Consider the following 20,923-nt stretch of genomic DNA (forward strand, 5'->3'; position numbering starts at 1 on the left):
CCGCGGAAACCAAAGCGGACGTGATCTGACCAACCCTTGCCGCGGGAAGTAATTACACCGTACGTTACTTTCCGACGAAAGCATTCGGTGATCAAGGAGCCATCATGCGCGCTGCCCGCTTCCACGACTACGGCCCGGCCGACGTCCTCGTCATCGAGGACGCGCCGGAGCCGAACGCCGGGCCGGGTGAGATCCGCATCCAGGTCGCGGCGGCCAGCGTGAACCCGGTCGACTGGAAGATCCGCGCCGGAGCGGTCCGCGCCTTCCTGCCGATCGAGTTCCCGGCGATCCCGGGCCGGGACGCCGCCGGCGTGGTCGACCAGGTCGGTGAGGGCGTCACCGGCGTGACCGTGGGTGACCGGGTGTTCGGGCTGGGCGGCCTCGGCGGGGCCTCCGCAGAGTACGCCGTCCTGTCCGCTTGGGCGCCGGTGCCCGAGGCGTGGACCTTGGAGGAGGCGGCCGGGGCAGGCCTGGCCGTCGACACCGCCGGGGCCGGGCTCGACGCGCTGGGCGACCTCGCCGGCCGCACGCTGCTGATCGAGGGAGCGGCGGGCGGCGTGGGCAGCGCCGCCGTCGCCATGGCGGTCGCTCGCGGCGCCACGGTCATCGGCACCTCGAGCGAGGGCAAGCACGGCTATCTGCGCGCGCTGGGCGCGCTTCCCACCACGTACGGCGAAGGTCTGGCCGATCGCATCCGGGAGCTCGCACCGAACGGGGTGGACGCCGTGCTCGACACCGCCGCCTCGGGCTCGCTGCCCGATCTCGTGGCCATCGCCGGCCATGCCGACCGTGTGGTGACAGTGGCCGACGGCCGCGCCGGGGAACTCGGCGTGCGGCACATCTCCGCCGGGAACAACGCCGCCCTGCTCGCCGAAGGAGCTCGCGGCGGCTACACCCCGTACCTGGCCGCGACCTACCCCCTCGACAAGATCGCCGAGGCGCATCGCGAGTCCGAGCGCGGCCACACCCAGGGGAAGATCGTGGTCGTCATCTGACGCGAGTCTTTCAGGGGGCGTTCAGTTCCGGTGCGGGACGATGGTGGATCGGCCGTCTCTGGAGGTGCACCGATGCGCGTACTCGTCGTCGACGACGAGCAACGGCTGGCCCGTACGTTGCGGATCGGGCTCGAGGCGGAGGGGTTCGCCGTCGACGTGGCCCAGAACGGGGTGGACGGGTTGTGGTTCGCGCGCGAGAACACGTACGACGCCATCGTTCTGGACCTGATGCTTCCGGGTCTCAACGGCTATCAGGTGTGCGCGACGCTGCGGGCCGAACGGGACTGGACGCCGATCCTCATGCTGACCGCCAAGGACGGGGAATGGGATCAGGTCGAGGGCCTCGACACCGGAGCCGACGACTATCTGACCAAGCCGTGCTCGTTCCCGGTTCTGGTGGCGCGACTGCGCGCGGTCAGCCGGCGCGGCGCCCGTGAGCGCCCGACCGAACTGGTGGTGGGCGACCTGCGTCTCGACCCGGCCGCGCGGCGGGTCTGGCTCAGCGGGACCGAGGTCGAGCTGACCACGCGCGAGTTCTCGCTGCTCGAGTTCCTGGCCCGGCGACCCGGCGACGTGGTCTCGAAGCGGCAGATCCTGGACGGTGTCTGGGATGCCGACTTCGAGGGCGACCCCAACATCGTCGAGGTCTACATCAGGCGTCTGCGCGCCAAGTTCGGCCGGACGGCCATCGAGACGATGCGCGGCTCCGGTTACCGGCTGGGCGGCGACGGTGGCTGACGTCCGATTGCGTACGACGGCAGCGGCCGTACTGGTCGTGTCGGTCGCCATGCTGGCGGGCGCCCTGGCGCTGGTGTTCCTGGTGCGCGGATCGCTGCGCGACGGTCTGGAAGCGACGGCCGAGCAGCGGGCCGCGGCGATCCTGCAGCAGGGCGGGTCGCCGGCGCCGGACGATGACGACTTCTCGTGGCAGCTGACCGCACCCGACGGCACCGTCACCCGATCGGACGAGCCGCTGCCCGACGGCGACGACCACCTCGTGGTGACCGACAGCGAGGGCGGCTACCGCGTCTCGGTGGCCGCCTCGCTCGAGGAGGTGGAGGAGTCGACCGAAGCCCTGATCACCCCGCTCGCGGTCGGTCTTCCGTTGCTGGTGCTGCTGGTGGGCGGAGTGACCTGGGTGGTGGCATCGCGCGCGCTGGCTCCGGTGGAACGCATCCGGCGCGAGGTGGAGGCCATCACCGGGGACAGGTTGGACCGCCGGGTGCCCGAGCCGGCGTCCCGCGACGAGATCGGCCGGCTGGCCCGCACCATGAACCAGATGCTGGGCCGGCTGCAGGACTCGCGGGACAGGCAACGCGAATTCGTGGCGGACGCCTCGCACGAGCTGCGGTCCCCGGTGGCGAGCATCCGGCAGGTGGCCGAGGTCGCTCAGAGCCATCCGGCCGCCCTGCCCGACGGCGAGCTGGCCCGGACGGTGCTGGAGGAATCGGCTCGCCTGCAACGGCTGGTCGACCAGTTGCTGCTGCTGACCCGGGCCGACGACGGCGGTGCGGGGAGGTCGTGCCACGACGTCGATCTCGACGACCTGGCGCTGGCCGAGGCGAAGCGGGTCAGCCGTACGGGATTGGTTGTCGACACCAGAGGCGTCGGACCGGGCCGTACGCGCGGGGACGCCTCCGCCCTGGCTCAGGTGGTCCGGAATCTGGCCGACAACGCCGCGCGGCACGCCGTCGCCACCATCGCCTTCGGCGTGCGCGAGAGTGGCGGCACGGCCGAGCTCACCGTCGACGACGACGGGCCCGGCATCCCGGAGGACCAGCGCGAACGGGTCTTCGAACGGTTCGTACGGCTCGACGAGGCTCGTGCCCGGGATGCCGGGGGCAGCGGGCTCGGCCTGGCCATCGTCAAGGAAATCGTGGGCGCGCACGGCGGAACCGTGGCGGTCACCCGTTCGGAGGTGGGCGGGGCTCGGTTCACCGTGCGCTTTCAGGCTGGATTCAGCGACGGCCCCGCAGAGTAGGCCGCATGAAAACGAAGCGCGTCATCCTCACCACCGCAGCCGTCGCCGCCCTCGCCGTCGGTGGCGGCGTCTGGGCCACCGCCGCCTACGCCGATCCCGATGTGAGCGGCAGCGACCGCGACCGGGCCGGGAACGCCGCCGTGCAGGCCGTCGGGGGCGGAACGGTGGTCGACGTCGAGGCGAGTGACGATCAGGGCGAGGCGTACGAGGTCGAGGTGCGCAAGCCGGACGGCAGCGAAGTCGACGTGAAGCTCGACAAGGACCTCAAGGTTGTCACGCAGCAGGCCGAGGCGGCCGACCCTGCTTTGACCGGCGCCGACCGGGCCTCGGCCGAGAAGGCGGCCCTGGAAGCGGTGGCCGGCGGCACTGTGCTGGGCGTCGAGGCGGGCGACGACGAAGGCGTCGCCTACGAGGTCGAGGTCCGTTCGGCCGACAACAAGGAATGGGACGTCGAGCTCGATCCGGCGTTCAAGGTGCTGACCAAGAACGCCGACGACTGACGGGTTCCCGGGAATCGGCGCGGGCTGGCACCATGAGCGGGTGACGGACTTCGATGTATCCAATCTGGACACCGGCACGCCGCACTCCGCGCGGCTGTGGAACTACTGGCTCGGCGGCACCGACAACTTCCAGGTCGATCGCGAGGCCGGCGACGTGATCGCCGGGATCCTGCCGTCGATCGTCACCCTCGCCCAGGAGGACCGCAAGTTCCTGCGCCGCTCCGTGCGCCACCTGGTGGCCGAGGCCGGTATCCGGCAGATCCTCGACATCGGGGCCGGCCTGCCCACGGCCGACAACACCCACCAGGTGGCGCAGGCGGCGGCGCCCGAGACCAAGGTCGTGTACGTCGACAACGACCCGCTCGTGCTGGTGCACGCCCGGACGCTGCTGGCCGGCTCGCCCGAGGGGCGCACCGAGTACGTGCAGGCCGACCTGAACGACCCAGCCGAGATCCTGCGCGCCGCCGCCGGGACGCTCGACTTCACCCGGCCGGTCGCGGTCACGCTGCTCGGCATCCTGCACTTCCTGCGCGACGACGACGAAGCCCGGGCTGCCGTCCGTACGTTGGTCGAAGCAGTTCCACCCGGCAGCTACCTGGTGATCGCGCACGGCTGCGACGACATCAACACCGACGAGGCGAACCGGATCGTCGAGTTCTGGAACGAGCGCGGCACTCCGAAGATCAAGTACCGCAGCGCGGCCGAGATCGCCCGCTTCTTCGACGGGCTGCGCCTGATCGAGCCGGGCGTGGTGCCGTGCAACCGCTGGCGCCCCGACGGCGACACCGGCCACGTCGACGTCAACCAGTACTGCGGGGTCGCCGCCGTGTAATTTGTGCTGGTGAGCGGGGAAGCGGAGGACCGGCCCGACCTGGCCGCCATGCTGATGCGGCTGGGCCGGCACATGGTCGCCGTCGAGCAGCCGATCCTGGCCGCCCACGACATCTCGATGTGGGGCTACGCCGTCCTCACCGTGCTGCGCGACGAGCCGATGCGCACCCAGACGGCGCTGGCCCGCTCGATCGGCGCCGACAAGACCCGGCTCATCCCCGTCCTCGACGAACTGCAGAAACGAGGCCTCATCGAGCGCGAGCCCGACCCGGCCGACCGCCGCGTCCGCCTGCTGGGGCTGACCCCGGCCGGGCGCGCGCTGCATCAAGCGGCTCAGACCGAGATTCGCGAGGCCGAGGCGGTGCTGCTCGACCAGTTGCCGGCCGGCGACCGGCGGACCTTTCTGCGGGCGCTCGAGAAGCTGGGGACGGAGTCCGCCTAACTTCGCACCGGCGGCACGGCGCTTCTGCCCGTCACGGCGCTTCTAGTCCGGCACGGGCAGCAAGGCCAGGGGGACGTGGTGCTGGCCGGCGTGGATGTCGCGGTCGCGCAGGCCGCCCTGGGGGACGGGGCGCGGGAACGAGATCTTGACGACGTTGAGGGCCGGCAGGCGGAAGACCTGGACGGCGGCCGGATCGACGCCGTAGAGACGGGCGACGACCGCCGCGTCGAGGAAAGCGACCCGGTCGTACCCCTCGGCGTCGCGCAGGAAAACCTCCATCGTCACCCAGAAGGGGCCGGCGTTCTTCGACCGTACCTCCAGCGCGAGGTCGGCGATCGTGTCGGTGTCAGGCATCGGTCGCCTCCGGCAGGTGAATGCGGAACAGGGCGGTGGGGGAGTCGACGTCGACGGCGTGGTTGAGGACGAACTCGTACGCCGGGCCACGTTCGGTCTCGGCCGGTGAGGTCGCGAATGCGAGGCTGGGCAGATAGTTCATGTCCGGCGTGGGCAGGTGCAGCATCAGCGGGTTGGCCACCTTGGCCACGGCCGTCGCGGTCGGCTGGTCGGCCGCCCGGACGAGCAGCATCGCGCCGACCTCTTTGGGCGGGCGGCGATCGGGCTCGATGCCGTCGAGGACCGCGTCGTAGCCGTACAGGCGCAGGTCGATCTCATAGTCGCCGTCGCCCAGGCCGAGTGTGCGGGCCACCCATTCGCCGATCATCTTGCGCAGCAGCGCCGCCCACGTGTCGATCTGGCCGAGGATGTGCGGGTCGCGGATCGCCGTGAACGACATCGTCTCGTACCCGCTGATCCGGGCGCCCTCGAGCTTGATGGTGTGCTGGGCGGCCGGCTCGAAACGGGAGCCCTCCACGCGTACGCGCCGTTCGTCCAAGGCTTCGTAGGTCGCCTCCGAGACGACGATGGTGCCGGCCGGCTCGCGCATCGAGAACGGGTTGACCGTCTCGTACAACATGTGCGCAGCTACGGACACAGGTGTGCAACTGTTGTCCGGGTCGAGCGGTTCGATGGTGAAGCCGTCGGTGTCGATCGTGGCGAGGACGCCGCCCGCGCGCGGGTTGGTCGTGCACTGGCCGCCGCATTCGACGATCTTCGCGGCGTGCCAGACCGGCCCGGCCGGCAGACGCTTCATCAGCGGGAACGCGGCCGCGACGGCGGTGTCGGTGGCCCGCCCGGCCAGCACCACATCGGCGCCGGCTTCGAGGGCGGCGACGATCGGTTCGTGACCCATCATGCCGACGATGTGCGTGCAGCTGTGCAACGTCGCCGCGTCCAGCTCGCTCGCGGGCGCGAGCGGCTGGATGCGATCGAGCGGAAGGTCGGCTGCCCGTTGTTCGCTGTAGATAGTGGCGACCCGCAGATCCAGCCCTTCTTCGGCGAGGATCCCGCGTACGAGGCCGGCCACCCAGTCGACGCCGGAGTCGGTGCCGCTGGTCCCGCACGAGCCGATGATGAGCGGGATCCCGGCGGTCGCCGCGGCTCGCAGCAACAGGAGCAGATCCTGCGCCACGGCCCCCGCGGCCGTCTTCGCTGTGCCCGAACCGAGGTAGTACGGCCCCGAGTCGGTGGAGCCGCCGTCGACCGCGATGACGTCGGCACCCAGTTCCAGGCCGCGCGTCACCGTCTCGGGCGGGAAGCCGGCCCCGAGCATGCCGGTCGGCGTGAGCACACGCACCTCAGTCATTCGATGCCTCATTCCTGAGCGAACTGCTCATGAGCTGCTCGCTCAATGAGCGGATGTTGTCGTTTGTGAGCGAGTCGCTCATGAACGGACTGTTGGCGAGCGGCTTGCTCAGTGAGCGGGTGTTGTCATTCGTGAGCGAGTCCCGCGTGAGCTGACCGATGGTGAGCGATTCGCTCAGTGAGCGAACGTTGTCGTTTGTGAGCGAGTCGCTCATGAACGGACTGTTGGTGAGCGGTTGTTGTTCGACTGGTGAGCGGGTCATTTCGTCAGTGCGGCCAGGGCGCGGCCGGCTTGGCGGCCGGAGAACAGGCAGCCGCCCAGGAAGGTGCCTTCGAGGGCGCGGTAGCCGTGCATGCCACCACCGCCGAACCCGGCGGCCTCGCCGGCGGCGTACAGGCCGGGAACCGGTTGTCCGTCGGCGTTCAGCACCCGGCCGTCCAGGTCGGTGTGCAGACCACCGAGCGATTTGCGCGTCAGAACGTGCAAACGAACAGCAATGAGCGGTCCGGCGGCACGATCGAGCAGTCGGTGCGGGGCCACTGTGCGCATGAGCCGATCGCCGCGGTAGTTGCGGAAGTTGCGGATCGCCGCCACCTGCAGATCCTTGCCGAAGCCGTTGTCCAGCTCCCGATCGCGGGCCTCGACGGTGCGCCGGATGTCCGCCGGGTCGAGCAGCGGCTCGGGGGTGAGCGCGTTCATGCCCTTCACCAGCTCGTCCAGGTCGTCGGCGACCACGAAATCGGCGCCGTTGCGCTTGAACGCCTCCACCGGGGCGGGTGCGCCGGCACGGATCCGGCCGAGCACCTGGCGCACGCTGCGGCCGGTCAGGTCCGGGTTCTGCTCCGAGCCGGACAGTGCGAACTCCTTCTCGATGATCCGCTGGTCGAGCACGAACCAGCTGTGGTCGTGGCCGGTTGTTCGCAGGTGGGCGAGGGTGCCGAGGGTGTCCAAGCCGGGAAACAGCGGCGCCGGTAGACGATGCCCGCGCGCGTCCAGCCACAGCGACGACGGGCCGGGCAGGATCCGGATGCCGTGGCGTTCCCAGATCGGATCCCAGTTCTGGATGCCCTCGACGTAGTGCCACATCCGATCCGGGTTGATGACCGCTCCACCGGCTTCGGCGGCGATCCCGAGCATGCGCCCGTCGACGTGAGCCGGCACGCCGCTGATCATGTGCTCGGGCGGAGTGCCGAGACGCGAAGGCCAATGACGCCGTACGAGGTCATGGTCGCCCCCGATGCCGCCGGAGGTCACGATGACCGCCTGCGCCGTGAACTCGAAGTCGCCGGCCTCCCGCCGGGAACTGGCCTGGCCGCGCGCCACTTCGCTCGGTTCGAGCACCCGCCCGGCGACGCCGGTCACCACGCCGCCGTCGGTGATGAGCGAGTCGACCCGGTGGCGATGCACGATGCGGACACGATCGCTCATCGAAGCGGCAGCAATGAACGGTTCGAGCACGCCCGGCCCGGTGCCCCAGGTGATGTGGAAGCGGGGCACCGAGTTGTTGGCCCGCTCGGCCCAGCCGACGATCGGGAACAACTTGATGCCCTGAGCGCGCAGCCATGCACGTTTCTCGCCGGCCGCCCACCCGACGTACGCCTCGGCCCACCGCCGCGGCCACTCGTCCTCGGCCCGGTCGAAGCCGGCGTTGCCCAGCCAGTCCTGCCAGGCCAATTCGTACGAGTCCCGGATGCCCATCCGTCGCTGCTCGGGCGAGTCGACCAGGAACAGCCCGCCGAACGACCAGAACGCCTGCCCGCCCAGACTCTGCTCGGGCTCCTGCTCAACCAGCAGAACCGACCGACCGGCCGCAGCAAGCTCTGCCGTGGCAACCAGCCCAGAGAGGCCGGCCCCGACCACGATGACGTCGGCGTTCATGGCTTCCTCCCAGGGCGGGCGCTGCCGGGAACGAGATGGTTGGGGGCTCCGGCCAGGGCGGCCACCAGCTCGTGAGCGCCTTCGATGCCGGCGTTGCGGCGGGCTTCGGCGGTCTGGCCGGCCATGTGCGAATAGACGGTGATGCCGTCGACGTCGCGCAGTTCGCTGTCCATCGGTAGTGGCTCGATGTCCACGACGTCGAGGGCGGCGCCGGCGATCTGTCCGGAGCGGACCGCGGCGGCGAGCGCCGCCGAATCGACGATTGGCCCGCGCGCCGTATTGATCAGGTGCGCGGTCGGCTTCATCTTGGCGAGCGCGGAAGCGTCGATCAGGTGCCGAGTGTGCTCGTTCAGGGCCGTATGGACGGAGACGAAGTCGGATTCGCGCAACAACTTGTCCAGGTCGCCGTCGAGAACGCTCATTCCGAACGCTTCGGCCAACGGACGGACAGTTTGCGCCACCGCGCCGCGGCCGATGATGCCTAGAGTGCGGCCGCGCAGTTCGAAGCCGTCGCGCCGTGGCCATTCGCCGCCGGCGACACCGGCCGCCGTGCTCACGAGGCTGCGCGCTTGAGCGAGCATGAGCGCGATCGTGTACTCGGCCACCGCGTTGGCGTTGATGCCGGGCAGGTTGCTTACGCTGATGCCCAATTCAGCCGCGGCGATCACGTCGACCGAGTCGTAACCCACGCCCGTACGCACGATCGCGCGCAACGAACGCGCCTGGCCCAGCACTTGCGCGGTCATCGGCTCGTTGGCGATCAGCGCGCCCTCCGCGCCGTCGAGCGCGGCGGCCAGGCTCGACTCCGACCGCGTGCCGCGCATCGGATCGTGCCGCGTAGCGAACCCTAGCCCGGTGAGATAGGTGTCCACCTCGTCACTCGGTCTCAGGTAGTCAGTGGTGATCAAAATGGTCGGCATAGCGCCCTTCGCTTGTGAGTCGGCGTGTGAGGTGTGTCGGGCACGAGCGTTTCGCTCAACCCACCGCAGAAACTGCGCAGTTGGCCATGGACGCTCACTTGAGGATGGGAGTCTCGGTGCGGGTCTGGAGGCGGCCCAGGCGGACGACGACGAGGATGGCCAGCGCGGCTAGGACGGCGATGTCGAGCAGCATTCCGTCCCAGCCGGTCAGGTCGACGACGCCGCCGATGAGGGCTGGGCCGGCGAAGCCGCCGAGATACCAGGTGACCGCGTACAACCCGGTGTAGGTGCCGAGCACCCGGCTTGACGGCGCGAGATTCCACAACGCGACCGCCGCATTGATGAGGAAGCCCGCCGCGCCCACCGCGGCCACGCAGAACACGACAACCGTGGCGGTCGCCGTCTGCACGACCGACCCGGCGGCCATCGCGGCGGCGAAGACCGCCATGCCCACGCCCATCGTGCGGAGCCGGCCGAACCGTTCCGCCAGCAGCGCGGCCGGATAGGCGGCCACCACGTAGGCGATGCCACTCGGCAGCGTCAGCCCGCCCGCCTCGCCCCGGGTCAGGCCGAGCGCTTCCATCCCGTACGGCGTGATGAGCGAGCGGGACGCGAACCACGCGCCGCCGAACAGCATGACCGTGAGCAGCAGCAGAAGGCGGCGGCGATCGGAGTCGGTGACGATGCCGGCGATCACCTGGCGGAGCGGCACCCGCACCTCATCGGGGGAGTCTTCGGCCAGCGCCTCCTGGTAACCGGCCGACCGGCTGTCCCGCACCTTCACGACCATGATCACCGTGACCACCAGCAGGATCGCCGACGGGATGGCGAACGCGGCATGCGGATGGTCGTCCACCACGAGCAGGCTGATGAGCGAAGCGACGATAATGGTCAGCGCGGCCGCGATCTTCACAACGGCGTTGGCCCGGCTGCGCCTCTCGGGCGGGATAAAGTCGGGCACCAGCGACTCGGCCAGCGGCCGCATCGTGTTGGCGACCAGCGCGTAGCCGACCATCACCGCGATCAGCATCGCGGCCGAGGTCATCCAGGGCAGGAAGACGAAGAGCACCGCGGCCAGCGGCATGCCCACCGCCAGGTACGGCACGCGCCGGCCCCACCGCGTGCGGGTGTTGTCGGACCGGTTGCCGATCCAAGGCTGCACAAAGATGCCGAGCAGGTTGTCCATGCCCATGAGCGCACCGACCAGCGCCGCGCTCGTCACATGCTCGCGCAACAGCACGGGCACCTGGTTGTCGTAGAAGTTCCAGGTCGACTCCTGCGCGAAGAGCGCCAGAGCGATGAAAAAAGTGATCTTGCGGTAGTTCACCCCAGCCATGTCGCCCTCCCAAGTGTCGGGCGTCACGTTAATTTGCTGTAGCAAAAGCGTCAACAGTTGCAACTGAAGTTAGCCACAGCATGCGTTAGAGTGCCGCTCATGAACGCTGCCGAGACGCTGGCCGACCATGCGTACCGTCAAGTCCGCTCTGCCATCGCCACCGGCGAGCTCCGCCCCGGGCAAAAGGTGACCGAGCGCGGCATGGCCGAGCGGCTAGCGATCAGCCCCACCCCGGTGCGCGAGGCGCTGCGCCGGCTCGAACTCGACGGGCTGATCGAGCGCATCGGCCCCCGAACGGTGCTGGTCGCCGCCATCCACGACGCCGCGATCGACGATCTGGCCGAAGTGGAGGTGGGCCTGCGCGGCCTGGTCGCGCGGTTCGCCGCCCGGCACGCCACCCCCGACCAGCTGGACACACTCGACGTGATCCTCAACCGGGCCGATGACCTGCTCATTCTCGTCAAGGAGCGGCGCCGTCAGGGCCGGTCGACGGACCGCTATCTGACCGATCTGCTCGACACGATGCAGGAGTTCAACGACGCGGTGAGCGCCTGCGCGCACAATCCGGTGCTCGTGCGCATGCTCGAACAGAGCCGCGTGTTCAGCCGCCCCCGCCGCCGCGAGCTCGTGCTGCGCAAGGTGGCCGAGGACGATACGTTCGGGCTGGAGAGGTACACCAGCCACCGCGCCCTGGTCCGCGCCCTGCGGGCCGGTGACTCCGCCGGCGCCGAGCAGATCGCCCTCGCCGACGCCCAGGGCGGTCTCGCTGCACTGAGGGAGGCGCCATGACCACCCACCGCATCGCTGTGATCCCCGGCGACGGCATCGGCCGGGAAGTCGTACCGGCGGGAATGGAAGCCTTGGAAGCCACCGCCGGCCGCTTCGGCATCACGCTCGAGTTCGACACCTTCGACTTCGCCAGCGCCGACTACTGGCAGCGGCACGGCACGATGCTGCCGACCGACTGGGAAGAGACGCTTCGGTCGTACGACGCCATCTTCTTCGGCGCGGTCGGCTGGCCCGAGGTGGTGCCCGACCACGTGTCGCTGTGGGGCAGCCTGCTGCAGTTCCGCCGCACCTTCGACCAGTACGTCAATCTGCGTCCCTGCCGCCTGATGCCGGGCGTCCGCAGCCCGCTGGCCGGTCGCGAGCCGGGCGACATCGACTTCGTGGTCGTCCGCGAGAACACCGAGGGCGAGTACTCGAGCATCGGCGGCCGCATCTTCGAGGGCACCGAGCGCGAGACCGTCCTGCAAGAGACGGTGATGACCCGCGTCGGGGTCGACCGCGTGCTGCGCTTCGCCTTCGAGCAGGCCGCCCGCCGCCCCAAGCAGCACCTGACGTCGGCCACCAAGAGCAACGGCATCTCCATCTCGATGCCGTACTGGGACGAGCGGGTGGCCGAGATGAAAGGCCAGTTCCCGGCCGTACGCGTGGACAAGTTCCACATCGATGCGCTGGCCGCACAGTTCGTGCTGCACCCCGAGTGGTTCGACGTGGTGGTGGCCAGCAACCTGTTCGGCGACATCCTGTCCGACCTGGGCCCCGCCTGCACCGGCACCCTGGGCATCGCTCCCAGCGCGAACATCAACCCCGAGCGCGACCACCCCAGCCTGTTCGAGCCCGTCCACGGCTCCGCCCCCGACATCGCCGGCCGCGGCATTGCCAACCCGGTCGGCCAGATCTGGTGCGGCTCGATGATGCTCGAGCACCTGGGCCACCCCGAGGCGGCGGCACATCTGCTGGCCGCGATCGAGAAGGTCCTGTCGTACGGGCCGGGAGAGGCCCCGCTGACGCCCGACCTGCACGGCAAGGGAACCACCGCCGAGCTCGGCCGGGCGATCGCGGACCAGGTCAGGCAGGCGTGATGACCACCTTGAGGGCCGAGTTGGCCGCGGCGTTGCCGAAGACGTCGTAGGCCTCGTCCATCTGGTCGAAGGTGAACCGGTGGGTGCCCATCTTCTCGGCCGGGATGCGGCCGCCGGCCACCATTTTGAGCAGGGTGGGGATCGAGACGGTGTCGACCAGGCCCATGGTCAGGCGGACGTTCTTGATCCACATGTCCTGCATGGGCAGCTCGACGGGGACGCCGTGGACACCGATGTTGGCGATCGTCCCACCCGGTCGTACGAGGGAAGCGGCAGTCAACAAGGTCTCGGGGTAGCCGACTGCTTCGATCGCCACGTCCACGCCCAGATCGCGCACCTCGTCGGCGGTCGACGGGCCGGCCTCGAAGACGTCGGTCGCGCCGAACTCGAGGGCCTTCTCGAGGCGGAACTTGTTGGAGTCGATCGCGATGACGCGGGAGGCGCCCCACAATCCGGTGGTGAGGATGGCAGCCAGGCCGACCGCGCCCGCGCCCACCACGGCAACGGTGTGGCCGGGACGCACCTCGCCGGCCAGCACGCCCACCTCGTAGCCGGTGGGCAGCGCGTCGGCCAGGAAGATGGCCTGCTCGTCGGTGACGTCCGGCGGCACCGCGTAGAGCGACGTGTCGGCGTACGGCACCCGTACGAACTCGGCCTGGGTGCCGTCGATCAGGTGGCCGAAGATCCAGCCGATCCCGCCGACCGTCTCACAATGGGACGGCAGGCCGCGCTGGCAGTACTCGCACCGCCCGCACTTGGTGATGGCCGGGACGAGCACCCTGTCGCCGACGGCGAACCCCTTGACCGCGTCGCCGACCGCGGTGATGTGGCCGACCGCCTCGTGTCCCAGGATCCGGCCGTCGGTCACGGCGGCCACGTCGCCGTGCAGGATGTGCAGGTCGGTGCCGCAGATCGTGGTGGTGTCGACCCGCACGACCACGTCGGTCGGCTCGACGATGGTCGCGTCGGGAACGTCCTCCCAGGCCTTGGCGCCGGGACCGTGATAGACGAGTGCCTTCATGGGGCCGACGCTAACGGCGGGAAACCGCCCCGGCCGTCTCATCCTGGGACGGCCGGCGCTGCCAGACCAGCACCGGGATCAGCAGCAGCGACAGCAGGCCGCCGCCCAGCGACAGCGCGGCGAAGCTGGTGGCGTCGGTGATGAAGGCCGACGAGGCGCCGGCCCCCGCGCCGGAGAGGGCGATGAGCACGTCGACCGAGCCCTGGGTCTTCGCGCGCGTCTCGGGGGTTGTCGAGTCGACGATGTAGGCGGTGCCGCTGATCAGTCCGAAGTTCCAGCCCAGCCCGAGCAGGACCAGCGCCAGCGTCAGCCCGGTCATCGAGTCGCCGGGCGAGAAAGCTGCCACCACACCGGCCGCGAGCAGCGTGACGGCGGCAGCTACGGCCACTGGGAGGTTGCCGAGGCGGTCGACCAGCCGCCCGGTGAGCAGCGAGGGCAGGAACATGGCGGCGATGTGCAGGCTGATGACGAAGCCGACCTGCCCGAGCCCGTGGTGGTGGTGCCGCATGTGGACGGGCGTCATGGTCATGATGGCGACCATCGCCACCTGGGTCAGCACCATGACGGTGGCGCCGACGACGACTCCGCGCCGCAGACCGGCTGGGGGAGCGCTTTCGGCGGCGGACGTGGTAGCCGAGCGCTGGGCGACCAGGTACGGGTCCGGCCGCAGGAAGACGAACAGGATCAGCCCGGCCAGCCCGAAGGCGACCGCGGCCAGCACGAACGGACCGGTCAGGGCGGGCAGGCCGACCGAGACGGCGAACTCGCCCAGCAGGTCGACCGATAGCGGGCCGCCGACCGCGCCGGCTGTAGTGGACACCAGCGCGACCGAGACCGCGGTGGCCCGCTGCCCGGGTGGGGCCAGATCCGTACCGGCGTATCGGGCCTGCAGGTTGGTGGCCGTGCCGGCGCCGTAGACGAAAAGCGACACGAACAGCAGCCCCGGCCGGTCGGCCACGGCGGCCGTCACGATACCGATCGCGCCCAGCGAGCCCGCGGCGAACCCGGCGGCCAGACCGCCGCGACGCCCGGCGCGCTGGGTGATGCGCCCGATGGTGAAGGCGGTCAGCGCGGATCCCAGGGTGAACAGGGCGGCCGGCAGCCCGGCCAGGTCGTCGCGGCCGAGCATGTCCTGGGCCAGCAGGGCCCCGACGGTGACCCCGGCGGCCAGGCCCGCGCCGCCGAAAACCTGCGAGACGACGACCACGGCCAGCGAGCGCCGATAGAGCGCGTAGGTGTCGGTGGTCATGTGTAAGGTGACCTCGTTCAGATCGACGGACGTGACTTTCCGTCCGTCCGAAACACGGGGGAACTCCATCATCATGTCTGGATTACTGCGCAAAGTCGCGGCGGCCGCCCTGATCGCGGCGTCGGTCGGGCTCGTCGGCCCGTCGCCGGCGGCCGAAGCCGTCCCGGCCTCCGAGGCGTACAAGGTCGTCTCGAAGGTTCAGTTCGGCACACCCGGCCTGGCCGGCAGCACGAGCTGTTCGGCCGTCCTGGTCGCGCCGCGCTGGGTCGTGACGGCCAAGGCCTGCTTCGGCTCGACGGTCGCGGCCGGCGCGCCCGCTCAGAAGACGACGGCCCTGATCGGCTGGTCCAACCTGTCGCAGGTCGGGGGCGGCCAGAACGTGTCAGTCGTCCGCCTCGTGCCGCACCCGAACCGCGACGTCGTGCTGGCCCGCCTGGCGGTCGCCGTCGCCGATGTGGCGCCGGTGGCCCTGGCCACGACGGCGCCGGCCGATGGCGACGTTCTCACGGTCGCGGGCTTCGGTCGTACGGAATCGGCCTGGGTCCCCGACGCGCCGCACCTGAGCACCTTCACCGTGGGCAGCGCTGCTACTTCCACTCCGTCGATCGCCGCCACCGATTCGGCCCAGGTGGGCCCGTGCAAGGGCGACGCCGGCGGTCCCGCCCTGCGCGAGTCCGGCGCCACCGTGCAGCTCGTGGCCATCACCCGGACGGGCGGGCAGGGCGGCTGCCTGAGCGCCGAGCCGACCGACACCCGCGGCGGCACCGTGACGCGGGTCGACGACCTCGGCTCCTGGTTCGGCCAATATCTGCCCGAGAAGCAGGTCAACACGATCCTGAACGACAACAGCGACCTGTGCCTGGCCATCAACGCCGGCTCGACCGAGAACGCGGCCCGCGCCATCCAGTGGAACTGCCAGGGCGGCACCGAGCAGGACTGGCGCCTGGCCCAGCGGCCCAGCGGCGCGTACGAGATCCGCAACGACCACAGTGGGCAGTGCCTGGCCATCGGCAGCGGCTCCACCGAGCAGGGCGCCGAGCTGCTGCAGTGGCCGTGCGGCGGCGACACCCACCTCGAGCAGACGTGGGCGCTGATCCCCGACGGCACCGGCTACAACGCGATCCAGAACGTCAACAGCAAGCAGTGCCTGGCCATGGGCAGCGCCTCCAAGACGGCCGGCCAGATCGTCATCCAGTGGGGCTGCCGCGGCACCGCCAACCGAGAGCAGCAGTGGAAGATCACGCCCCGCACGGTCGGCACCCGCCTGATCAACCAGCACAGCAAGCTTTGCGCCAGCAACAACGGCGACCTCACCAACGGCGCCGGCCTCGTCCAGGCCACCTGCGGCGACGCCAACCACCACGAGTTCCACCTGACCGCCAAGGCCGGCGGCTACGCCCAGATCCGCAACGACCGCAGCAACCTGTGCGCCGCCATCGGCAGCGGTTCCACCACCGAGGGCCAGCGCTCCCTGCAATGGACGTGCGGTGACAACACCCACGGCGAACAACAGTGGACGATCGACACCACACCCACCGGCATCACCGCGCTACGCAACAAGACGACAGGCAAGTGCCTCGACATCGCCGACGGCTCCAAGACCGCCGGCGTCACGCTGACCCAGCAGACCTGCTCGGCCACCGACCTCGGCCAGCAGTGGCAGCTCGCCGACAACTGACCCACTGAACCGAGCGAGGCGCGACGGTCCAGGCCGTCGCGCCTCGCGCTCCTTTTCCCGTACGCCATCCGCCCACCAGGATTCGTCGGGGCGCAAATTCCACCCGCATCCCGGATTCGCCTGACCACCCGCCATCGCGAGCCTGGGCGTGGCGGTCAGAAGATGCGGACGGCGGCTTCGGCCGGTGCGGTCAGCAGGCCCTCGATCTCGTCGTCCAGGCGGACCAGGGTGAGCGACGCCCCGGCCATGTCGAGCGACGTGCAGTACTCGTTCACGTAGCTGCGCCCCACCGTGATGCCGCGGTCGGCCAGGCGCTGGTGGGCCCGGCGGAACAGGATGTAGAGCTCGCTGATCGGGGTGCCGCCCAAGCCGTTGATCATCAGCGCCACCCGGTCGCCCGAGTTGTAGGGGAGGTCGGTGACCACGGCTTCGAGCAGGTCGTCGACGATGGCGTCGGCGTCCTTGAGCTTGCGGCGTTCGCGGCCCGGTTCGCCGTGGATGCCGACGCCGAACTCCATCTCGTCGGCGCCCAGCTCGAACAGCGGTGAGCCCTTGGCCGGCGGCGTGCAGGCCGTGAGCGCGACCCCCATCGTCCGGGTGACGTCGTTGACCTTCTTGCCGATCCGGATGACCTCGTCGAGGTCGGCGCCCTGCTCGGAGGCGGCGCCCACGGCCTTGATGACGAAGAAGTTGCCGGCCACGCCGCGGCGGCCGACCGTGTACGTCGAATCCTGCACGGCGACGTCGTCGTTGATGGTCAGGATCTCGGCCCGTACGCCGTCGGCCTCGGCCATCTCCTTGCCCATGTCGAACGCCATGCGGTCGCCCGTGTAGTTGTTGACCAGCAGCAGCACGCCCTTGGGCGAGTTGAGCAGCTTGGCCGTCTCGTAGACGTAGTCCATCGGCGGGGCGGCGAACACGTCGCCGGGGCAGGCCGCGTCGAGCATGCCCTTGCCGACCGCCATCACGTGGGCCGGCTCGTGCCCGGAGCCGGATCCCTGCACGATGGACACCTTGTTCTCGTTGGGCGCGTCGGCCCGCATGATGAGGTTGTAGGCGGGGACATAGCGCAGGGTGCCGGGGTTGGCCAGCGCGACACCTTCGAGCATCTCGGCCACGTAGTTCTTGGGGTCGTTGACGAACTTCTTCACGATGCCGCTCCTTGCTTCTGCCAGGTCTCGCTGATCCGTTCGGCGATCACCGCCACCGCCATGGCGCCGGCGTCGACCGAGCCGCGACTGCGCTCGCCCGTGTACGCCGCCCGGCCGCGCTTGGCGACCATGGTCACTGTGGCGTCGGCGGCCTCCCGGGCGGCGGTGGCGGCCGCTGCCAGGCCCGCGCCGGACGCCAGCGCGTCGGTGAACGGCACGAGCGCGTCGAGCAGCGTCTTGTCGCCCACGTCGGACTGGCCGCGCGCCTTGATGCCCTCGATGGCCGCCCGCAACATGGCCACCACTTGCTCGCCGTCCAGTTCGGCGGCGTCCCCGGCGGTGGCGCCGGCCCGCAGGAACGCCGTGCCCCAGATCGGCCCGGAGGTGCCCCCGATGCGCGACGTGATGACCAGGCCGCTCTTCTTGAGGAAAGTTCCCGGGTCCGTACGATCGAGGGCGTCCCAGCCTTCGAGCAGTTTCTCGAAGCCGCGGGCCAGCGAGTAGCCGAAGTCGCCGTCGCCGACCACCGCGTCCAGGTCGCCGAAGTACTTCTCGTTCTCGATGGCCGTCTCGGCGATGGTCCGGACCACCAACTCGGTCTGCCGCATGCTCATGCCGGCCCTCCCAGACAGGCGCGCAGGTCGTCCAGGGTCAGGTAGGCCCCGGGCCGGGCGCGGCCGCGGTTGGCCAGCACCTCGATCGGCGGGCGGTCCTCGTCGCCCAGTTCCGAGACGACCAGCACCGCCTCGGTGAAGTCCTCGTCGCGGGTGTAGCCGTTGACCGTGACCAGGCAGTTCAGCCCGGCCCGGGTGGCCGACAGCAGCCCGTTGCGGGAGTCCTCGACGACCAGCGTCTGCGCCGGGTCGAGCGACAGCTGCTCGACGGTCAGCCGGTAGATGGCCGGGTCGGGCTTCTTGGCCGGCACCACGTCGCCGGCGAACACCGGGATCTCGGCCGCCGCCGACCCGACCGCGTTCTCGAGCACCGCCCGCACCGATTCCTCGGCCGACGTCGACGCCACCGCTACCGTCCATCCGGCTTCGATGGCGCTCAGGATGACCCGCTTGATCCCCGGCCGGGGCGGGATCTTGCCTTCGGCGACCAATTGCTTGAAGGCTGCCGTCTTGGCCTTGTGCCAGGTCAAGAGCTTTTCCGTACGGTCCCCGGGCCCGGCCGCGGCCGCGAACCCGGGGTCGTCGAACAGGCTGGCCATGCGTTCCTTGCCGCCGCCGATCTTCAGCTTCCGGCCGTACTCCTCCTCCGTCCACTGAACGGGCAACCCGAACTGAGCGAAGGTGGCGTTGAACGCCGGTAAGTGTCCGTATCGCTCAGTGTCGGCCAGAACTCCGTCACAATCGAAAATGAGCGCGGTCACCAGGCCCGCCCCGATCCGCCGAACAGCCGGATGTGCCGCCGGGCCATCTCGAGCACCGCGGCCCGCTGATGCTTGAACAGCGAGGGCGGATCCCACTTGTCGCGCTCGGCCGTCGTACGCAGGAACTCCAGCCCCGACTTCATGAACGTCTCTTTGAGCGCCGTCGAGATGTTCACCTTCGCGCAGCCGCGCGCGATCAGGTCGGTGAACTGGTCGTCGGACAGTCCGGTGCCGCCGTGCAGCGCCATCGGCTTGCCGGTGGCCGCCACCAGATCGGTTATCCGCTGGGCATCGAGGACTGGCGCTTGCTTGTACTGGCCGTGGGCGTTGCCGATGGCCGGGGCGAAACAGTCCACCCCGGTCCGCTCGATGAAGTCGACGGCAACCTCGAGGCTCTGCACCCGGGGCGCGTCGTCCGAGCCGACGTCGTCCTCGACGCCCTGGATGCCCTCGATCTCACCCTCGACGTGCGCTCCCGTCTTGCGCGCCTCGGCCACCACCTCGGTGGTCTGGCGCAAGTTGTCGGCAACGTCAAGTTCGTGCGCGTCGAACAGCACGGAGTTCCAGCCGCCGTCGAGGCAGTCCGAGATCACCGCACGGTCGGGGCAGTGGTCGAGGTGCAGGGTGACCGGCACGTCGGCCTCCCGCACCAGCGTCTCGACGATGTCGTGCAGCTGCCGCCGGCCGTACTGCTTGACGGTCTTGACCGACGTCTGCAGGATCACCGGCGCCCGTTCCTCGGCGGCGGCCGCGACGACGGCCTCGATGGTGAGGTCGTTGATGATGTTGATGGCGGCCACCCCGTACCGCTCGGCGAGCGCACGGTCGAGGATGTCCTTCAGGGCGACGATGGGCACGAGCCCCAGTCAAGCCGGTGCCGCCGATCACCGATATGGGGGAATCCACCCGTTGTCCAGCGCCGTCACCACGGCCGCCGTCCGCCGCGTGGTGCCCGTCTTGCGCAGCACGGCCGCCACGTGCTTCTCCACCGTCTTGGGCGAGACAACCAGCCGCGCCGCGATCTCCCGGTCGGTCAGCCCCTCGCGCAGCAGCCCCAGCACCTCGGCCTCGCGCGGCGAGAAGGGCGGAGCTTCCCGCGCGTACGGAAATTCGGCGCGCACCAGAACGCCCCACCCCGGCACCTCCTCCACCGTCACCCCGTCCCGCCGCAACACCTCGTCACCCCGCAGCCCGCCGTCCCCTTCCACCGCGCCGCCGTCCCGCCTCCGCCCGCTGGCTCGTTCCGCCGTGATGCTGTCGCGGCTTCGCCCGTCTTGTTCTGTCGTGCTGTCGCCCCGCAGCCCGCCGTCTTGCTGCACCAGCAGCCGCAGGCCGTCCTGGCCGTAGACCAGCGCCACCCGCTGATGCGACCCTTCGCCCGCCGCGCGGGCCGCCGCCGCGACGAGATCGGTGGCGATCCGGGCGACAGCGGGGGTGACCGGCCGGACCACGCCCGCCTCGGTCACTGTGGCCGGAACCCGGCGCGCGATCAGCGCCGCCAGCGACGGATCGTGCCGCCCTGACATGACAATCGCGGCCGCCGCCGTCTGGGCCAGCGCCTCCAGATCGTCCACCGCGCCCCCGCTGAAGTCGCTGGCGGCCGGCGCGAACACGACATCCACCGCGATCACGTCGCCCCGCCACCAGATCGGGACGGCCAGCGCCGCACCCCGGCTGGCCGGGTCGGTGCCGGCCAGATGCCCCGCCCGCAGCCGCCCGTAGTCCGGAATGACCACCGGCCGCCGCCGCCCGAACGCCGCCCCTGTGGCCCCCTCGTCGAGCGGGAACCGCTGCCCGAGGCGGCACTTGGCCCCGACCTCGGCCGCCTTCACATACTGCCCGCGAGCCGCGTCCACCAGCGAGATGCTGCCCGCAGCCGAGCCGGTCAGCCGCCCACTGTGCCGTAACAACCGCCGCAACACAGGCGCCAGCCGCAGCTCGCCGTACACATCGGCGACCGCCGCATCCAGCCGGAACCCCTCCCCGGGCATACCTC

22 protein-coding genes are annotated in these 20,923 nt (G+C 70.3%); 9 read left to right on the forward strand and 13 right to left on the reverse strand.

Annotated elements, in window-relative coordinates; genetic code table 11:
- The first annotated feature begins 104 nt into the window (after positions 1-104).
- The 6 genes from OWR29_RS02730 (at position 105) to OWR29_RS02755 (ending at position 4,749) form a co-directional block, all read left to right on the forward strand.
- The gene (locus OWR29_RS02730; RefSeq protein WP_267560690.1) at positions 105-995 is read left to right on the forward strand and encodes an NADP-dependent oxidoreductase; all 891 of its coding nucleotides are present in this window, start codon (positions 105-107) and stop codon (positions 993-995) included.
- A 72-nt stretch (positions 996-1,067) separates the two neighbouring features.
- Positions 1,068-1,733, forward strand: coding sequence for a response regulator transcription factor (locus OWR29_RS02735; protein WP_267560691.1), 666 nt, complete (start codon positions 1,068-1,070; stop codon positions 1,731-1,733).
- Positions 1,726-2,976: a sensor histidine kinase gene (locus OWR29_RS02740; RefSeq protein ID WP_267560692.1), complete on the forward strand. Its 1,251-nt coding sequence runs from the start codon at positions 1,726-1,728 to the stop codon at positions 2,974-2,976. Before OWR29_RS02735 ends, OWR29_RS02740 begins: the two co-directional genes overlap by 8 nt.
- A gap of 5 nt (positions 2,977-2,981) precedes the next feature.
- A complete protein-coding gene (locus tag OWR29_RS02745) occupies positions 2,982-3,476 on the forward strand; it encodes a PepSY domain-containing protein (RefSeq protein WP_267560693.1) in 495 nt (164 codons plus the stop codon).
- 40 nt (positions 3,477-3,516) lie between these two features.
- The gene (locus OWR29_RS02750) at positions 3,517-4,308 is read left to right on the forward strand and encodes an SAM-dependent methyltransferase (protein WP_267560694.1); all 792 of its coding nucleotides are present in this window, start codon (positions 3,517-3,519) and stop codon (positions 4,306-4,308) included.
- 9 nt (positions 4,309-4,317) lie between these two features.
- On the forward strand, positions 4,318-4,749 hold the full coding sequence (locus OWR29_RS02755) for a MarR family winged helix-turn-helix transcriptional regulator (RefSeq protein WP_267560695.1): 432 nt from the start codon (positions 4,318-4,320) through the stop codon (positions 4,747-4,749).
- 42 nt (positions 4,750-4,791) lie between these two features.
- Here OWR29_RS02755 and OWR29_RS02760 read toward each other — a convergent pair whose 3' ends face one another.
- The 6 genes from OWR29_RS02760 to OWR29_RS02785 all read right to left on the reverse strand — a co-directional run bounded on the left by OWR29_RS02760 (position 4,792) and on the right by OWR29_RS02785 (position 10,612).
- A complete protein-coding gene (locus tag OWR29_RS02760; RefSeq protein ID WP_267560696.1) occupies positions 4,792-5,103 on the reverse strand; it encodes a DUF4387 domain-containing protein in 312 nt (103 codons plus the stop codon).
- A complete protein-coding gene (locus tag OWR29_RS02765; RefSeq protein WP_267560697.1) occupies positions 5,096-6,451 on the reverse strand; it encodes an acyclic terpene utilization AtuA family protein in 1,356 nt (451 codons plus the stop codon). Before OWR29_RS02765 ends, OWR29_RS02760 begins: the two co-directional genes overlap by 8 nt.
- Positions 6,444-6,665 (reverse strand): hypothetical protein, encoded by a 222-nt coding sequence (locus OWR29_RS02770; RefSeq protein WP_267560698.1) that lies wholly within the window; start codon positions 6,663-6,665, stop codon positions 6,444-6,446. Before OWR29_RS02770 ends, OWR29_RS02765 begins: the two co-directional genes overlap by 8 nt.
- 44 nt (positions 6,666-6,709) lie before the next feature.
- Positions 6,710-8,329 carry an FAD-binding dehydrogenase gene (locus OWR29_RS02775; protein WP_267560699.1) on the reverse strand — a complete coding sequence of 540 codons (1,620 nt, stop codon included), beginning with the start codon at positions 8,327-8,329 and terminating at the stop codon, positions 6,710-6,712.
- Positions 8,326-9,249, reverse strand: coding sequence for an NAD(P)-dependent oxidoreductase (locus OWR29_RS02780; protein WP_267560700.1), 924 nt, complete (start codon positions 9,247-9,249; stop codon positions 8,326-8,328). The genes OWR29_RS02775 and OWR29_RS02780 overlap by 4 nt, the downstream gene beginning before the upstream one ends.
- 94 nt (positions 9,250-9,343) lie before the next feature.
- Positions 9,344-10,612 (reverse strand): MFS transporter, encoded by a 1,269-nt coding sequence (locus tag OWR29_RS02785; RefSeq protein WP_267560701.1) that lies wholly within the window; start codon positions 10,610-10,612, stop codon positions 9,344-9,346.
- A gap of 72 nt (positions 10,613-10,684) precedes the next feature.
- On the opposite strand from OWR29_RS02785, the gene OWR29_RS02790 reads away from it, so the two are divergent.
- Both OWR29_RS02790 and OWR29_RS02795 read left to right on the forward strand, forming a co-directional pair.
- On the forward strand, positions 10,685-11,374 hold the full coding sequence (locus tag OWR29_RS02790; RefSeq protein WP_267560702.1) for a GntR family transcriptional regulator: 690 nt from the start codon (positions 10,685-10,687) through the stop codon (positions 11,372-11,374).
- Positions 11,371-12,453 carry a tartrate dehydrogenase gene (locus tag OWR29_RS02795; protein WP_267560703.1) on the forward strand — a complete coding sequence of 361 codons (1,083 nt, stop codon included), beginning with the start codon at positions 11,371-11,373 and terminating at the stop codon, positions 12,451-12,453. Before OWR29_RS02790 ends, OWR29_RS02795 begins: the two co-directional genes overlap by 4 nt.
- Here OWR29_RS02795 and OWR29_RS02800 read toward each other — a convergent pair.
- Both OWR29_RS02800 and OWR29_RS02805 read right to left on the reverse strand, forming a co-directional pair.
- Complete coding sequence (locus tag OWR29_RS02800; protein WP_267560704.1) at positions 12,440-13,474, reverse strand: alcohol dehydrogenase catalytic domain-containing protein; 1,035 nt, start codon at positions 13,472-13,474, stop codon at positions 12,440-12,442. The genes OWR29_RS02795 and OWR29_RS02800 overlap by 14 nt on opposite strands.
- Before the next feature lie 10 nt (positions 13,475-13,484).
- A complete protein-coding gene (locus OWR29_RS02805) occupies positions 13,485-14,723 on the reverse strand; it encodes an MFS transporter (RefSeq protein ID WP_267560705.1) in 1,239 nt (412 codons plus the stop codon).
- 73 nt (positions 14,724-14,796) lie between these two features.
- On the opposite strand from OWR29_RS02805, the gene OWR29_RS02810 reads away from it, so the two are divergent.
- Entirely contained in the window at positions 14,797-16,401 is a 1,605-nt protein-coding gene (locus OWR29_RS02810) for an RICIN domain-containing protein (RefSeq protein ID WP_267560706.1), read from the forward strand.
- 155 nt (positions 16,402-16,556) lie between these two features.
- On the opposite strand, the gene dhaK is transcribed toward OWR29_RS02810, so the two are convergent.
- Genes dhaK through OWR29_RS02835 form a run of 5 tightly spaced genes read right to left on the reverse strand, consistent with a single transcriptional unit; the run spans position 16,557 to position 20,918 of the window.
- Positions 16,557-17,552 carry a dihydroxyacetone kinase subunit DhaK gene (gene dhaK / locus OWR29_RS02815; protein ID WP_267560707.1) on the reverse strand — a complete coding sequence of 332 codons (996 nt, stop codon included), beginning with the start codon at positions 17,550-17,552 and terminating at the stop codon, positions 16,557-16,559.
- Entirely contained in the window at positions 17,549-18,166 is a 618-nt protein-coding gene (dhaL, locus tag OWR29_RS02820; RefSeq protein WP_267560708.1) for a dihydroxyacetone kinase subunit DhaL, read from the reverse strand. The genes dhaK and dhaL overlap by 4 nt, the downstream gene beginning before the upstream one ends.
- On the reverse strand, positions 18,163-19,023 hold the full coding sequence (locus OWR29_RS02825) for an HAD-IA family hydrolase (protein ID WP_324291214.1): 861 nt from the start codon (positions 19,021-19,023) through the stop codon (positions 18,163-18,165). The genes dhaL and OWR29_RS02825 overlap by 4 nt, the downstream gene beginning before the upstream one ends.
- Complete coding sequence (locus tag OWR29_RS02830; protein WP_267560710.1) at positions 18,924-19,784, reverse strand: class II fructose-bisphosphate aldolase; 861 nt, start codon at positions 19,782-19,784, stop codon at positions 18,924-18,926. Before OWR29_RS02830 ends, OWR29_RS02825 begins: the two co-directional genes overlap by 100 nt.
- Before the next feature lie 27 nt (positions 19,785-19,811).
- Positions 19,812-20,918, reverse strand: coding sequence for a LuxR C-terminal-related transcriptional regulator (locus tag OWR29_RS02835; protein ID WP_267560711.1), 1,107 nt, complete (start codon positions 20,916-20,918; stop codon positions 19,812-19,814).
- Positions 20,919-20,923 lie beyond the last annotated feature (5 nt).

It is taken from the genome of Paractinoplanes pyxinae (assembly GCF_026626335.1).
Classification (GTDB): Bacteria; Actinomycetota; Actinomycetes; order Mycobacteriales; family Micromonosporaceae; genus Actinoplanes; species Actinoplanes pyxinae.

What these genes read in the sequence shown, in the direction of transcription:
- OWR29_RS02780 (WP_267560700.1), bottom strand. Translation starts at nt 9,249, where the DNA reads ATGCCGACCATTTTGATCACCACTGACTACCTGAGACCGAGTGACGAG.
- OWR29_RS02770 (WP_267560698.1), bottom strand. Translation starts at nt 6,665, where the DNA reads ATGAGCGACTCGCTCACAAACGACAACGTTCGCTCACTGAGCGAATCG.
- OWR29_RS02810 (WP_267560706.1), top strand. Translation starts at nt 14,797, where the DNA reads ATGTCTGGATTACTGCGCAAAGTCGCGGCGGCCGCCCTGATCGCGGCG.
- OWR29_RS02730 (WP_267560690.1), top strand. Translation starts at nt 105, where the DNA reads ATGCGCGCTGCCCGCTTCCACGACTACGGCCCGGCCGACGTCCTCGTC.
- OWR29_RS02745 (WP_267560693.1), top strand. Translation starts at nt 2,982, where the DNA reads ATGAAAACGAAGCGCGTCATCCTCACCACCGCAGCCGTCGCCGCCCTC.
- OWR29_RS02800 (WP_267560704.1), bottom strand. Translation starts at nt 13,474, where the DNA reads ATGAAGGCACTCGTCTATCACGGTCCCGGCGCCAAGGCCTGGGAGGAC.
- OWR29_RS02835 (WP_267560711.1), bottom strand. Translation starts at nt 20,918, where the DNA reads ATGCCCGGGGAGGGGTTCCGGCTGGATGCGGCGGTCGCCGATGTGTAC.
- OWR29_RS02790 (WP_267560702.1), top strand. Translation starts at nt 10,685, where the DNA reads ATGAACGCTGCCGAGACGCTGGCCGACCATGCGTACCGTCAAGTCCGC.
- dhaL (WP_267560708.1), bottom strand. Translation starts at nt 18,166, where the DNA reads ATGAGCATGCGGCAGACCGAGTTGGTGGTCCGGACCATCGCCGAGACG.
- OWR29_RS02735 (WP_267560691.1), top strand. Translation starts at nt 1,068, where the DNA reads ATGCGCGTACTCGTCGTCGACGACGAGCAACGGCTGGCCCGTACGTTG.
- OWR29_RS02805 (WP_267560705.1), bottom strand. Translation starts at nt 14,723, where the DNA reads ATGACCACCGACACCTACGCGCTCTATCGGCGCTCGCTGGCCGTGGTC.
- OWR29_RS02765 (WP_267560697.1), bottom strand. Translation starts at nt 6,451, where the DNA reads ATGACTGAGGTGCGTGTGCTCACGCCGACCGGCATGCTCGGGGCCGGC.
- OWR29_RS02795 (WP_267560703.1), top strand. Translation starts at nt 11,371, where the DNA reads ATGACCACCCACCGCATCGCTGTGATCCCCGGCGACGGCATCGGCCGG.
- OWR29_RS02775 (WP_267560699.1), bottom strand. Translation starts at nt 8,329, where the DNA reads ATGAACGCCGACGTCATCGTGGTCGGGGCCGGCCTCTCTGGGCTGGTT.
- OWR29_RS02760 (WP_267560696.1), bottom strand. Translation starts at nt 5,103, where the DNA reads ATGCCTGACACCGACACGATCGCCGACCTCGCGCTGGAGGTACGGTCG.